The organism is Micromonospora sp. NPDC047793, from assembly GCF_040642635.1.
Lineage (GTDB): Bacteria > Actinomycetota > Actinomycetes > Mycobacteriales > Micromonosporaceae > Micromonospora.
Genome location: NZ_JBEYSG010000003.1, coordinates 48,310 through 61,417, shown reverse-complemented (window position 1 = coordinate 61,417; position 13,108 = coordinate 48,310). Strand labels below are relative to the sequence as shown.

Genomic DNA, 13,108 nt, shown 5'->3' with positions numbered 1-13,108 from the left:
CAGGACCCCCGCCCCGGCCCCCCGGCGAGTTGATCAAGAAGTTTTCATCACGCCACCTCGGTGTGAACGACCAGAACTTCTTGATCATCCAGGCCCGCGCCTTGCGCCCCCGCGATCATGGAGTCGTGGCGGCTAGGAGTTGGGCGTATCGGCACAATCCAGCGACCACGCCTCCATGATCGGCGTAGGAGTGCAGGGGCGGAGGGAAAGGCTGGGCAGGGCGGGAAGGCGTGGAGCGGGCGCGAGGGCGGAGGCAGGCGGGCGATGCTGGAGGTCGGAGGCCGGAACCCGCTACCGCTGTAGCGCACTGCGCCAGCCCACTCGCGCGCTGGGATCGAGGTCGTGCTCGATCCTGGATCGAGTGGTTATCGTGGCGCTGGGATGCCACTCGGTCCAGGATCGAGCGTGATCTTGGCGGGGGTGAGCCACCCGCTCATCTGGTGAATCAGTTCGCGACCGGAGACGGCGTACATGTGTGGGTATTAGCCCTGTCGAGCTGAACCGTTTGTGCTGTCACCGCGGGCGTCGGCGTGCGCGACGGCGAGCCATCCCACAAAGCGATCCGTCTGCGCCATCAGCTCGATAGCGCCCGCACACCCCACTCCACCTGCCCAGACGCTCTGTGCACCACACCACCGCGTCCACATGGCACCCCACCACTCGCCGAATCCGGTCCATCGGCCTGGCGGTGCCCGGCCTTCACGGTCGTCGTTCGGTTGGCTTTCGGGGGGCTCTGGCCCAATGGGTCAGGAGCGGGTCCCGGCCTCCCCCGCAGGTCGGGTACCCGCGTCCCTGACGCAACCGAGGAGCGAGTGCGTGACGACGACCGACATCCGCGAATTCGACGTCATCGGCGAGCACGCCGGGGCGGCCCGACTGTTGGAACAGACCCTGTTCGAGGTGAAGCGGGTCATCGTCGGCCAGGACCGGCTGGTGGAGCGGCTGTTGACCGCACTGTTGGCCCGGGGGCACTGCCTGTTGGAGGGCGTACCCGGGGTGGCGAAGACGCTCGCCGCCGAGACCCTGGCCACGGCGGTGGGTGGCAGCTTCGCCCGGATCCAGTTCACCCCGGACCTGGTGCCGTCGGACATCCTCGGCACCCGGATCTATCGCCCGTCGACGGAGAGCTTCGACGTGGAACTGGGACCGGTGATGGCCAACCTGGTGCTCGCCGACGAAATCAACCGGGCTCCGGCGAAGGTGCAGTCGGCGCTGCTGGAGGTGATGGCCGAGGGGCACGTGTCGCTCGGTGGGCGGACCTATCCGGTGCCGACTCCGTTCCTTGTGCTGGCCACCCAGAACCCGATCGAGTCCGAGGGGGTGTACCAGCTCCCGGAGGCGCAGCGGGACCGGTTCCTGATGAAGGTGGTGGTCGACTACCCGACCGACGACGAGGAGCTGGGCATCCTCTATCGGATGGGCACCAGCACGCCGGCCGCCCGGCCGGTGCTGGACCCGGCCCGGCTCGCGGCGCTCCAGGCCCGGGCGCGGGAGGTGTTCGTCCATCATGCGTTGGCCGAGTACGTCGTCCGCCTGGTGCTGGCCACCCGGGACCCGCGCCGCTTCGGGTTGGCCGACGTGGCGGACCAGCTCGCGTACGGTGCCAGCCCACGGGCCACGCTCGGCCTGGTCGCCGCGGCACGGGCGCTGGCCCTGCTGCGGGGCCGCGACTACGTCCTTCCCGCCGACGTGCGGGAGATCGCCGCCGACGTGCTGACCCACCGGCTGGTGCTCAGCTTCGACGCGGTCGCCGACGACGTGGACGCCGGTGAGCTGGTGCGGCGGATCGTGGAGGCGGTGCCGCCGCCGCAGATCGCCCCCGCGCAGGAGCAGCAGGGGCCCGGCCTGGGGGCGGCGGCGTGAACGCGCACACGACCAGTGTCGGGCGGCTCGCGCCGCAGCGTCGGTTGCGCCGGCTGGAGTTGACGATCAACCGCCGCCTGGACGGGCTGCTGCACGGCCAGCACCTGGGGCTACTGCCCGGTCCGGGCAGCGAGCCGGCGGGCAGCCGCGAGTACCGGGCCGGTGAGGACGAGGTCCGACGGATGGACTGGTCGGTGACGGCGCGTACCGCCGTGCCGCACGTGCGGACCGTGGACGCGGACCGGGAGTTGACGACCTGGACGCTCGTGGACGCCACGCCCAGCATGGACTTCGGCACCGCCGAGTTGGAGAAGCGGGAACTGGCGGTGGCGGCCGTGGCCGCCGTCGGGTTCCTCACCGCCGGCACCGGCAACCGGCTCGGCGCGCATCTGCTCGGTGACGCCGGGGTACGCCGCTTCCCCGCCCGCACCGGACGCCACCACCTGATCAATCTGCTGCGGACGTTGATGGAGGTGCCCCGGGGGCGGCCCGCCACCCAGCCGGTGCCGCTGGCCGACGCGATCGACGGGCTGCGCCGTTCCGCCGGTCAGCGCGGTCTCGCCGTGGTGGTCTCCGACTTCCTCGACGGCCTGCCCGACGAGGGGATGAGCGGCGCGGACGGGCCGCCGCCGGACTGGGAGCGACCGCTGCGGCGGCTGGCCGCCCGGCACCAGGTGCTCGCGGTCGAGGTCCGCGACCCGCGCGAGCTGGAACTGCCCGACGTCGGCCTGATCACGCTCGTCGACCCGGAGAGCGGCCAGCGCCGCGAGGTGTCCACCGGCAGCCGCAAGCTGCGGGAGCGGTACGCGGCGGCCGCCGCCGCCCAGCGCCTGGCGGTGACCCGGGCGTTGCGTCGGGCCGGTGCGTCACACCTGCCGCTGAGCACCGACCGGGACTGGATCGCCGACATCGTCCGCCACGTCCACGCCCAACGACGGCTCGCCCGAGCCACCCGACCCGGTGGAGGAGGACAAGCGTGAGCTGGGAGTCTCCGGAAAGGTTGTGGCTGCTCGCCGGGGTGGTCGCGCTGGTCGTCGGCTACCTGGTGATGCAGCGGCGACGCAGCCGGTACGCGGTGCGGTTCACCAACCTGCGGCTGCTGGACAAGGTCGCGCCGGCCCGCCCGGCGTGGCGGCGACACGTGCCCGCCGGTCTGTTCATCGCCATGTTGGCGCTGCTGGTGGTCGGGTTCGCCCGGCCCACCGACGAGGTGCGCGTACCCCGTGAACGGGCCACCGTGATGGTCGCGGTGGACGTGTCCCGGTCCATGCTCGCCGACGACGTACCGCCGGATCGGTTGGTCGCGGCCAAGGACGCGGCCCGGGAGTTCGTCGCGGACCTGCCGGAGGAGTTCAACGTGGGGTTGGTGGCGTTCGCGGGCAGCGCCTCGGTGATGGTGCCGCCGACCGGTGACCGGGAGATGATGGCGGCCGGCATCGACCGGCTCGACGAGGGCGTCACGGGCGTGCAGGGCACCGCGATCGGCGACGCCATCGACGCCTCGCTGGAGTCGATCCGCACGCTTGACGCGCAGGCGGTCGACGAGCCGCCGCCGGCCCGGGTGGTGATCCTCTCCGACGGGGCCAACACCACCGGGCGCAACCCGACCTCGGCGGCGGGCGACGCGGTGGAGGCCGGGGTACCGGTCGACACCATCTCCTTCGGCACGCTCGACGGCCAGATCGGCGCGGGACAGCGCGTCCCGGTCGACGGGGAGACCCTGCGGGTCGTGTCGGAGCAGTCCGGGGGCGGCTACTACGAGGCGGGCAGCAGCGCCGAACTTCGCGAGGCGTACGCCGACATCGGCTCGTCGGTGGGCTACCGGATGGAGCGGCAGGACGTGTCGGCCCGGTTCATCGGTGGCGGGCTGGTGTTCGCGCTGCTGGCCGCGGCGGCGTCGATGCTCTGGTTCTCCCGCCTGCCGTGACGACTTCGAAGGGACAGTTCATGACGAGCACGATTCCGGGCCTCGGTGAGCCGCGCGGGCCGCGGTTCGTCTCCCCGAACCTGTATGGCGATGCCGCCGCGGCGGGCGTACCGGGAGTCGCGTCGGCGCCGCCGGTCGTACCCGCCGTGCCGGGTGGGCCGGTCGGGCCGGTCGGGCCGGACACGCCGCCGGACGTCTCCCCCGGCGGCGGCCCGTCCCGGTGGCCCCGGTTGTTGCTGGTCGGGTTGACGCTGGTGGCGGTCTCGGCGGGCGCCGGTGGCGTGGCCGGTCACCTCGCCGCCCGCGACGATATGCCGGAGGCGGCGGAGGCCGCCGCGCCGCCGCTCGCCCTCGGCCCCGGGGGTGACCTGGTGGCCGCCGCCGACCGGGTGCTGGCCGGGGTGGTGTCGGTGCAGACCTCGTCCGGCGGGCGCGGTGCCTCCGGTTCCGGTTTCCTGATCGACGGTCGGGGGCATGTGGTCACCAACGACCACGTGGTGGCCCGGGGCGGCACGATCCAGGTGGTCGGTCAGGACGGCCGTCGGCTGACCGCGCGGTTGGTCGGCCGTGACCCGGGTACGGACATCGCCGTGCTGCGTGTCGATCCGGGCAACGGGCTGCGCCCGCTGCCGCTCGCCCCCACCGGGCAGACTCGGGTGGGCGAACCGGTGCTCGCCGTCGGTTCGCCGCTGGGGCTCTCCGGCACGGTGACCGCCGGGATCGTCAGCGCGCTGGACCGCCCGGTCCGACTCGGTGGCGGCAGCACCCGGCAACCGGCGGTGCAGACCGACGCGTCCATCAACCCCGGCAATTCGGGCGGGCCGTTGGTCAACGGGCGGGGCGAGGTGGTCGGGGTCAACACCGCCATCGCCACACTGGAGGGAGGCGGCAACATCGGGATCGGCTTCGCGGTCCCGATCGACCGCGCGTCGCAGGTGGCGCAGAGGCTGATCGCGAGAGGGTGACGGACAGATGCGGCTGCTCGTGGTGGAGGACGAGGAGGACCTGGCCGGCGCGTTGCGGCTCGGGCTGGTCCGCGCCGGTTACGCCGTCGACGTCGCGGTGGACGCGGCGCAGGCGTACGAGCTGCTGCTGGTCAACGCGTACGACCTGATGCTGTTGGACGTCAACCTGCCCGACGAGGACGGCTTCGCGGTGTGCCGGGCGATCCGCTCCGGCGCGGTCGAGGTCGCCGGTGGGCGGGACCTGCGCGTGTTGATGCTCACCGCGCGTGGCGCGCTCGGCGACCGGGTACGCGGGCTCGACGAGGGCGCGGACGACTACCTGGTGAAGCCGTTCGCCCTCGTCGAGCTGCTGGCGCGGGTGCGGGCCCTGTTGCGGCGGGACACCGGCGGCACCGGGGTGGTGCTGACCGTGGGGGCGTTGAGCCTGGACGTGGCGCGGCAGGAGGCCCGTCGGGGCGTACGGGAACTCCAGCTCACCCGCAAGGAGTTCGGGGTGCTGGAGTACCTGATGACGCATCCGGGCCGGGTGGTGCCCGCCGAGGAGCTGCTGGAGCACGTCTGGGACGCCAACGCCGACCCGTTCACCGAGACGGTCCGGGTCACCGTGGGTACGCTGCGGCGCAAACTCACCGGCACCGACACCGAGCCACCGATCGAGACGGTGATCGGGCGCGGCTACCGGTTGCGAGAGGTGGCGGCGTGAGCGAGCGGACTGGGGTGTAGACGTGAGGCTGTTCCGGTCGATCCGGTTCCGGTTGACGGTGCTCTACTCGACGCTGTTGTTCGCGCTGGCCGGGGCGGGGCTGGCGGTGGCGTACGTGGCGGTGGACCGGGCGGTCGACCCGAAGCCGATCTCCAAACGGTACGAGGCGCAGCTCTACAAGCAGAAGGCCGACGGCCGGACGGTGGCCACCGGCACCACCATCGAGGTGGCCGAGGTGCAGCAGATAGAGGACGAGGTCAATCTGCGACTGTTGCAGACCGTCCGGGACTACTCGCTGATCGCGCTCGGTGGACTCTTCGTGGCGAGTCTCGGCATCGGGTGGGTGCTGTCGGGGCGGGCGTTGCGTCCGGTGGGCGCGATCGCGCGTACCGCCCGGGACATCCAGGCCACCGACCTGTCCCGCCGGATCCGGCTGGCCGGTCCCCGCGACGAGCTGCGGGATCTCGGCGACACCATCGACTCGATGCTGGATCGGCTGGACCATGCCTTCCACGCCCAACGTCAGCTCATCGACGACGCCTCACACGAGTTGCGCAGTCCGTTGGCGATCATCCGGGCGAACCTGGACGCCTCGCTGAACTCGCCGGAGGCCACCGAGCCGGAACGGACGGCGGCGGTGGCGACGATAGACCGGGCCACCACCCGGATGTCGCGGCTGGTGGAGGACCTGCTGGCCACCGCCCGCCGGGACGCCGACGCGATGGCCGACACCGACGTCGACCTGAGCGCGGTGGCGCGCGAGGCGGGCGAGGACTTCTCCCCACTGGCCGCCGGGCGCGGGCTGCGGCTGCGGTACGCGCTCGGCAACGACCTGGGGCTCATCGGCGACCCGGACGCCCTGCGTCGGGCGGCGGGCAACCTGCTCTCCAACGCGGTACGCCTCTCCCCGCTGGGCGGAGCCGTCCAGGTGGCGACCGGGCGTGCGGGCGGCTGGTTGTGGCTGGCGGTGGCGGACGAGGGACCGGGTATCGCCGAGGACGACCAGCGCCGGGTCTTCGACCGGTTCTGGCGCGGCGAGACCGGGCGGGGCGAGCCGGGTGATCGGCGTACCGGACTCGGGCTGGCAATCGTGCGGCAGATCGTGGAGTCGCACGGCGGGCAGGCCGCGGTCTTCTCCCGGCCCGGAACGGGCAGCGTCTTCGTGTTGTGGTTGCCCGCCGCGGACCGGGCCGACGACACGCCGCCGCCGGTCACCTCACCGCTCTGATCTGGCCTTGCGCCGCACAGCCGCCGCGCCGGGACAGGCCCGACCGTCGGGCGCGGGCACCGGTCGGCGGCGGGCACCGGCAGGATCTGTCATGCAAATGTCATCCAACCGTGCGGTCCACTCCAAGGTCGTTGCGCAGTGTGGTGGTCGATCGGGACGGCGCCTCGCGTCGCCGGCGTCGACGACGAAGGAGACCGCTGTGGTGATGCCGTGGCCCTGGCCGATGCCGGACGACCACTCCTTCCGCGCACTCTGGGACGAACCGCAGCATCACGACGAGGATGTCCGACTGGCCGCCCTGGTCGCCCAGCGGCTGAGCGCCGACTGGACCACCCGGCGGCAGCAGATCACCGTGATGGTGCAGAACAGCGTGGTGATCCTCACCGGGTTGGTCGGCAGCGCGGAGACCCGCCGCGCCGCCAGCGAGCTGGCCTGGGACGTCGAGGGCGTGCTGGACGTCTGCAACGCCCTGCGGCTGGCCAATACCAGGCGCAGCCGCCACTGAGCTCCGGCTCGCCCGTACCGCCAGGCACCGGTTGGTACGGGCGGGCCGGATCTGTTCGAGTCGCCTATCCCCGGCCGGGTCCCGCGGCCGGTCCGATCCCGGGCCCCTCCCCCAGGGCCCGGGATCGGGCGACACGATCACCCCGGCCCCGTTCTGACCGCCCCGCCCTCGCTCCCGAGACGGAGTCGAGGGCGGCGTCCGTTCCGGCCACCAGGGGGCCAGCGAATTCCGTCGGTCAGTGGGCCGGGTCGGTGGTGGCGTCGGTCGGCGGCCGGCGGGTCTCAGGTGGCCTGCGGGAGCCGGCCGGCGGTCAGCGGGCCGGGTCGGTGGCGTCGAGGCGGGCCAGCGCGTCGGCGCGGGTCTCGACGAGCGGGAACACCTCGTCCAGGCGGGTGACCCGCAGTACCTGACGGATCAGCGGCGATCTCGCCGCGACACAGAGGGTCGCGCCACGCTCGGCGACGCGGTGGTGGGCCCGGACGAGCAGGCCCAGCGCGGTCGAGTCGATCAGGTCGGTGCGGCCGAGGTCGACCACCACGTGGCCGCCCATGTCGGTCGCGTGCCGCAACGCCAACTCCAGGGCGTCGCCGGTGTCGAGGTCGACGTCACCGGCGATGGTCACCACGGTCACGCCGTCGAGGTGCTCGATGCCGGTGACGCCTCCCGGTACGCCGTCGGGGGCCGGGCCGAGTCGGGTGCAGTGGGCGCATCGGTGCGGGCCGTCGGCGAGCGGGGAGCCGCTCCACCCGTGCTCGGAGAGCAGCGTCCACACCACCTCGCCGCCCGAGGGCGCACCCGACCCGGTGACGATGTCACCGCAGTTGTCGCAGGTCAGGGTGACCAGGTGGTCGTCCAGTGCAACGGCCATAGCGCGCTCCTTTCCACGTCAGAGGGGGTCGGCCCCACCCTGCCGCCGGCAGGTGGCGGGTACCGCGCGGACGCATGACGGTTCGGTGACGAATGCGTTTCCGGCCGACGGCGGGTCGGATGGCTGACGCGAGGTGTCGCACCGCCTGACCGATTTGCAATGATTGATACAGAGAGATCAACCGATGCCGGTATCTTCCGGGAGGTCGCAGATGCGCAACGGAATACCCACCGACGAGCCGGTCGGCAAGCTGGACGTGGTGCACCGCTTCCGAGGCCCGATGCCGACCGGGGTCACCGTCTCGCACCGGGGACGAATCTTCGTCAACTTTCCCCGCTGGGGCGACGAGGTGCCCGCGACCGTGGTCGAGCTGCGACGCGGACGCGAGGTCCCCTATCCCGACCGGGCGTGGAACACCCCGTCCGGCAACGACGACGCCTCGGCCTTCGTGTCCGTGCAGAGCGTCGTCGTCGACCCCGCCGACCGGCTCTGGGTGCTCGACACCGGCAGCCCGATGTTCCAACCGACCGAGCCGGGCGGGCCGAAACTGGTCCGGATCGACCTGCGTACCGACACCGTCGCCCAGGTGATCACGTTCCCGCCCGACGTGGCACTGCCCACCTCGTACCTCAACGACGTCCGCTTCGACCTGCGGCGCGGCGAGGCGGGCCTGGCGTACCTCACCGACTCGGCCGACGGGGCACCGAACGCGCTGATCGTGGTCGACCTGGCCAGCGGCGAGTCCTGGCGGCGGCTCAACGACCATCCGTCGACCAAGGCCGCGCCGCTGGCGGACTTCCGCCCGGTGGTCGAGGGCCGCCCGTTCCTGGTCCGGCCGCCGGACGGCCCGCCCCAACCGGTGGGCGTCGGCGTGGACGGCATCGCCATCTCCGCCGACGGGGCCCGGCTCTACTACTGCGCCCTCGCCACCCGCCGCTGGTACAGCGTCGCCACCGACGCGCTGGCCGACCGGACCCTGACCGACGCGGCGGTGGCGGCGACCGTGATGGACGAGGGCGACAAGGGCGGCGGCGCCGACGGGCTGGAGTCCGACGACGCCGGACGCCTCTACCTGACCAACTACGAACACAACGCCGTGCTGCGCCGACGACCCGACGGCGAGTACGAGACCGTGGTGCACGACGCACGGCTGCTCTGGCCGGACACGCTCAGCGTGGCCACCGACCGGCACCTGTACGTGATCGCCAACCAGGTGCACCGGCAGCCGCCGTTCAACCGGGGACGGGACCTGCGACGCAAGCCGTACGCACTGTTCCGGACCCGGATCGACGCCGGTCCGGTGCTGTTGCGGCCCTGACCCCGTTCGGGTGGTCGGCGGCATCGCCGCACCTGGCGTGCCGTCGGCCGCCCGTAGCGTCGGGGAGCAACGCCCACGAGCGGAGGAGAGGGTCGTGACCGAGCCGGAGGAAGAACGCGAGAAGACCGCGAAGACCGACCAGGTGCTCTTCTCCCCCGACGGCGATCCGCACCACGACCCGGCGCAGGCACCGCAACCCGACGAGCACCTGCCGTCGCTCTTCTCCCACGACGGCGAGACCGACGTGGTCGACGACGAGCAGTGAGCACGGGCACCCCGGTCAGGCGGCGCTGACAGTCCCGCGCCAGCCGGGACGGGTCGTGCGTCTTGCCAGCCGCCGCCCTGCCGACTGATAATCATCGATGTTCCTGAGCCGGACGACCACGGGCACCGGGCAGCCCTCGATCGGAACACCGCCCTGTCCGCACCCCCGTCCGGAGGACACGTCCCGATGAGAACGGCGATCAGACTGTGGTGCGCCGCCCTGGCGGCCATCGCGTTGACGGCGCTGGCCGCGCTGTCGGTCCCGACACCCGCTTCGGCAGCGACACTGACCGAGGTCACCAACTTCGGCACCAACCCGAGCAACCTGCGCATGTACCTCTACGTGCCCGACCGGGTCGCGCCCCGGCCGGGGCTGCTGGTCGCGGTGCACTACTGCACCGGAAGCGGGCCGGCACTGCACTCCGGCACCCAGTTCGCGGCACTGGCCGACCGGTACGGCTACATCGTCGTCTACCCGTCGGTGACCCGCAGCAGCCAGTGCTTCGACGTCTCCTCGCCGCAGGCGCTGCGCCGGGGTGGCGGCAGCGATCCGGTGGGCATCATGTCGATGGTGGACCACGTCCGGCAGCGCTACCCGGTCGACCCGGCACGGATCTTCGTCACCGGCGTCTCGTCCGGCGCGATGATGACCAATGTGCTGCTCGGGGTCTACCCGGACGTGTTCGCCGCCGGGGCGGCGTTCGCGGGCGTACCGTTCGGCTGCTTCGCCACCACCAACGGCTCGGAGTGGAACAGCGAGTGCGCCAACGGGCAGGTGACGCGTACTCCGCAGCAGTGGGGTGACCTGGTCCGCGCCGCGTACCCGGGCTACACCGGAGCACGACCGCGCATGCAGATCTGGCACGGCACCAACGACGACATCCTGCGGTATCCGAACTTCGGCGAGCAGGTCAAGCAGTGGACGAACGTGCACGGGGTGAGCCAGACCCCGACGACGACCGACAGTCCGCAGGCCGGCTACACCCGGACTCGGTACGGGGGCAGCGGCGGCACCGCGCCGGTCGAGGCGATCAGCATGCAGGGGGTGTCGCACAACCTGCCGGTCGACGCCGCCGGTGCGCTGCGGTTCTTCGGTCTGGACAGCACGCCGCCGACCACCACCCCGACGCCGACGATCACCCCCACCACCCCGCCGCCGACCCCGACCGTGCCGCCCAGCCCGACCGTGCCGCCGGGCGCGGGTTGCCGGGTGGGGTACACGGTCAACGCCTGGAACACCGGGCTGACCGCCTCGGTGACGATCACCAACACCGGCCCGACCACGGTCAACGGCTGGAGCCTGGCCTTCACGCTGCCCGGTGGGCAGAGCATCACCGGCGGCTGGAACGCCACCTACGCCCCGACCTCAGGCGCAGTGACCGCCCGTAACGCCACCTACAACGGCACCATCGCCCCCAACGGCTCGGTCACCATCGGCTTCCAGGCCACCCACGGCGGCAACACCGCCACCCCGTCGGCCTTCGCCCTCAACGGCACGCCCTGCGCGGTCGCCTGACCCGGACCGGCGTACCCCTCGCCACCCGGCGGCGCCCGCGCGGTCCACGGCCGCGCGGGCGTCGCCACGTTGTCACTAATCGTCTTATGTCGATATATTGGTGTCAAGGAAAGCGTTTGCCCATCCCACCGCCCCGCCCGGCAGGCGCGCCACCACCGATCCACACACCGGAGGAACCGCATGCTGCTCAGGACAACGAAGGGACGACCACGCCTCGGCCTGGTGGTCGTCGCCGCGCTGGTGCTCCTCGGCACCGCCGAGACGGTCACCGCGCCGGCTGCACGGGCCGCCACCGTCGACCCCAACGCCACGTACGTGTTCGTCAACCGGCACAGCGGCAAGGCGATGGACGTGTGGAACTGGTCCACCGCCGACAACGCCCCGGTCAACCAGTTCACCCGCAACGACGCGGCGGTGCAGCAGTGGCGCTTCGTCGACGTGGGCAACGGCTACTACCAGATCCGCTCCGTGCACAGCGGCAAGGTCCTCGAACTGCCCAACGCCAACGACGGCGTCCAACTCGTGCAGAACGCGCCGGTCAGCGGCAACAACCGGCAGCACTTCCGGCTGGCCGACTCCGACAGCGGTTACGTCCGCTTCGTCAACCGACACTCCAACAAGGCGCTCGACGTGTGGGAGTGGTCCACCGCGGACGGCGGCATGATCTCGCAGTACCAGGACGTCGGCGGCACCAACCAGCAGTGGCAGTTGGCCGTCCTGGGCGGCTCCAGCGGCTGCGGCAGCGGTGCGTTCCAGGCGGAGGCCGTCCTGGCCGGCGGCACCTGGACCGCCCGTAACGGCGGCAGCACGGTCTACACCGGCACCGACATGCGCGCCGCCGTCCAGGCGGCGGTGAACAGCCTCAGCGCCGGCCGGACCAGCAAGCAGCGGGTCGTGGTCCGGGGCTCCGGAACGATCAGCGCCGGGTCCCGCATCTCGCTGCCCAGCTACACCACGATCGACGTGTGCGGCACCATCAACGTCACCGGGTCCGGCACCGGCGACCAGGCCCCGATCTACTCCCGCGGCACCACCCAGGTCGAGGTGCAGAACCTCAGCGTCACCGGCGCCCCGTTGTACGGCATCTTCATGCGCAACGTCACCAACGTGATCCTCGGGCAGATCGACATGCGGCTCTCCGGCGGTCTGGGCGTCCGCATCGACAACCGGGGCGACACCAGCCAGTGGTCGCGCAACATCCGCATCGACAACGTGTACGTCTCCGGCGCCCGGGCGCACGCGGTCGAGACGTACGGGGTGGACGGGCTGACCATCGGCACGGTGACCGCCCGCAACGTCGGCGAGTCGGGTCTGCTGCTCAACGAGACCATCAACGCCACGGTGACCACCGTGGACGCGGAGAACGCCGGTACCGGTACCGGTTACGCCGCCTTCCGGGTCGCCAACCGCGCGGGTCGGATCGGCTCGTCGTACCCGATCAACATCCGGGTCGGTACGGTCCGCGCGCGCGGCGGCGGCCGGGGCGTCTTCTGCGTCTCGGAGTCCGGCGGCACGGCGATCAACCGGGTGGACATCGCCAACACCGGCAACAACGCCGTCCTGATCGAGAACTGCACGGGCGTGGACATCGCGGCGGGCGGCGGCACCATCAGCGGTGGCGGGGAGGTCCGCCTGGCGGCCCGTGCCGAGTTCCCCGGCAACCGGGACATCACCCTGCGGAACTTCACGCTGGCCAACAACCGGATCGTGGAGAACCCCTGTGCCACCAACCTGACCATCAGCAACGTCACGCTCTCCAACGCGAGCATCAGCCGCTGCTGACCCCCCGCACACCGCGCCCGGCGCGCCGGGCGCGGTGTGCGGTGTGCGGTGTGCGGAGTGCGGTGTGCGGAGTGCGGAGTGCGGTGTGCGGAGTGCGGAGTGCGGAGTGCAGTGTTAGCAAGGGCCCCCTGCTATGCACGAGGCGTTAGCAGGGGGCCCTTCCTTTCAT

The 13,108-nt window shown here is 72.0% G+C and carries 11 protein-coding genes and 1 pseudogene; 11 read left to right on the top strand and 1 reads right to left on the bottom strand.

Annotated elements, in window-relative coordinates; all coding sequences use genetic code 11:
• Positions 1-885 precede the first annotated feature (885 nt).
• The 7 genes and pseudogenes from ABZ738_RS07995 to ABZ738_RS07965 form a co-directional block, all read left to right on the top strand.
• A pseudogene (locus ABZ738_RS07995) lies at positions 886-1,863 on the top strand (AAA family ATPase); the annotation flags it as partial.
• On the top strand, positions 1,860-2,843 hold the full coding sequence (locus ABZ738_RS07990) for a DUF58 domain-containing protein (RefSeq protein WP_357211854.1): 984 nt from the start codon (positions 1,860-1,862) through the stop codon (positions 2,841-2,843). The pseudogene ABZ738_RS07995 and the gene ABZ738_RS07990, both read left to right, overlap by 4 nt.
• Positions 2,840-3,790: a VWA domain-containing protein gene (locus ABZ738_RS07985; RefSeq protein WP_357211852.1), complete on the top strand. Its 951-nt coding sequence runs from the start codon at positions 2,840-2,842 to the stop codon at positions 3,788-3,790. The genes ABZ738_RS07990 and ABZ738_RS07985 overlap by 4 nt, the downstream gene beginning before the upstream one ends.
• A 20-nt stretch (positions 3,791-3,810) precedes the next feature.
• Positions 3,811-4,755, top strand: coding sequence for a trypsin-like peptidase domain-containing protein (locus ABZ738_RS07980; RefSeq protein WP_357211850.1), 945 nt, complete (start codon positions 3,811-3,813; stop codon positions 4,753-4,755).
• 7 nt (positions 4,756-4,762) lie between these two features.
• Positions 4,763-5,458 carry a response regulator transcription factor gene (locus tag ABZ738_RS07975; protein WP_357211848.1) on the top strand — a complete coding sequence of 232 codons (696 nt, stop codon included), beginning with the start codon at positions 4,763-4,765 and terminating at the stop codon, positions 5,456-5,458.
• Between the two features lie 22 nt (positions 5,459-5,480).
• Complete coding sequence (locus tag ABZ738_RS07970) at positions 5,481-6,686, top strand: HAMP domain-containing sensor histidine kinase (protein WP_131057250.1); 1,206 nt, start codon at positions 5,481-5,483, stop codon at positions 6,684-6,686.
• A gap of 205 nt (positions 6,687-6,891) precedes the next feature.
• The gene (locus ABZ738_RS07965; protein ID WP_131057253.1) at positions 6,892-7,191 is read left to right on the top strand and encodes a BON domain-containing protein; all 300 of its coding nucleotides are present in this window, start codon (positions 6,892-6,894) and stop codon (positions 7,189-7,191) included.
• A gap of 310 nt (positions 7,192-7,501) precedes the next feature.
• Here the strand turns inward: ABZ738_RS07965 and ABZ738_RS07960 are convergent, their stop codons facing one another.
• A complete protein-coding gene (locus tag ABZ738_RS07960; protein ID WP_131055733.1) occupies positions 7,502-8,059 on the bottom strand; it encodes an STAS domain-containing protein in 558 nt (185 codons plus the stop codon).
• Positions 8,060-8,270: 211 nt separating this feature from the next.
• Here ABZ738_RS07960 and ABZ738_RS07955 point away from each other — a divergent pair, with 211 nt between their 5' ends.
• The 4 genes from ABZ738_RS07955 (at position 8,271) to ABZ738_RS07940 (ending at position 12,939) form a co-directional block, all read left to right on the top strand.
• Positions 8,271-9,377 carry an L-dopachrome tautomerase-related protein gene (locus ABZ738_RS07955; protein ID WP_131055734.1) on the top strand — a complete coding sequence of 369 codons (1,107 nt, stop codon included), beginning with the start codon at positions 8,271-8,273 and terminating at the stop codon, positions 9,375-9,377.
• Between the two features lie 94 nt (positions 9,378-9,471).
• The gene (locus ABZ738_RS07950) at positions 9,472-9,642 is read left to right on the top strand and encodes a hypothetical protein (RefSeq protein WP_162854384.1); all 171 of its coding nucleotides are present in this window, start codon (positions 9,472-9,474) and stop codon (positions 9,640-9,642) included.
• Between the two features lie 186 nt (positions 9,643-9,828).
• A complete protein-coding gene (locus ABZ738_RS07945; RefSeq protein ID WP_131055736.1) occupies positions 9,829-11,157 on the top strand; it encodes a PHB depolymerase family esterase in 1,329 nt (442 codons plus the stop codon).
• A 180-nt stretch (positions 11,158-11,337) separates the two neighbouring features.
• Positions 11,338-12,939 (top strand): RICIN domain-containing protein, encoded by a 1,602-nt coding sequence (locus ABZ738_RS07940; RefSeq protein ID WP_131055738.1) that lies wholly within the window; start codon positions 11,338-11,340, stop codon positions 12,937-12,939.
• The last annotated feature ends 169 nt before the right edge of the window (positions 12,940-13,108 follow it).

What these genes read in the sequence shown, in the direction of transcription:
- ABZ738_RS07965 (WP_131057253.1), top strand. Translation starts at nt 6,892, where the DNA reads ATGCCGTGGCCCTGGCCGATGCCGGACGACCACTCCTTCCGCGCACTC.
- ABZ738_RS07955 (WP_131055734.1), top strand. Translation starts at nt 8,271, where the DNA reads ATGCGCAACGGAATACCCACCGACGAGCCGGTCGGCAAGCTGGACGTG.
- ABZ738_RS07945 (WP_131055736.1), top strand. Translation starts at nt 9,829, where the DNA reads ATGAGAACGGCGATCAGACTGTGGTGCGCCGCCCTGGCGGCCATCGCG.
- ABZ738_RS07960 (WP_131055733.1), bottom strand. Translation starts at nt 8,059, where the DNA reads ATGGCCGTTGCACTGGACGACCACCTGGTCACCCTGACCTGCGACAAC.
- ABZ738_RS07980 (WP_357211850.1), top strand. Translation starts at nt 3,811, where the DNA reads ATGACGAGCACGATTCCGGGCCTCGGTGAGCCGCGCGGGCCGCGGTTC.
- ABZ738_RS07975 (WP_357211848.1), top strand. Translation starts at nt 4,763, where the DNA reads ATGCGGCTGCTCGTGGTGGAGGACGAGGAGGACCTGGCCGGCGCGTTG.
- ABZ738_RS07940 (WP_131055738.1), top strand. Translation starts at nt 11,338, where the DNA reads ATGCTGCTCAGGACAACGAAGGGACGACCACGCCTCGGCCTGGTGGTC.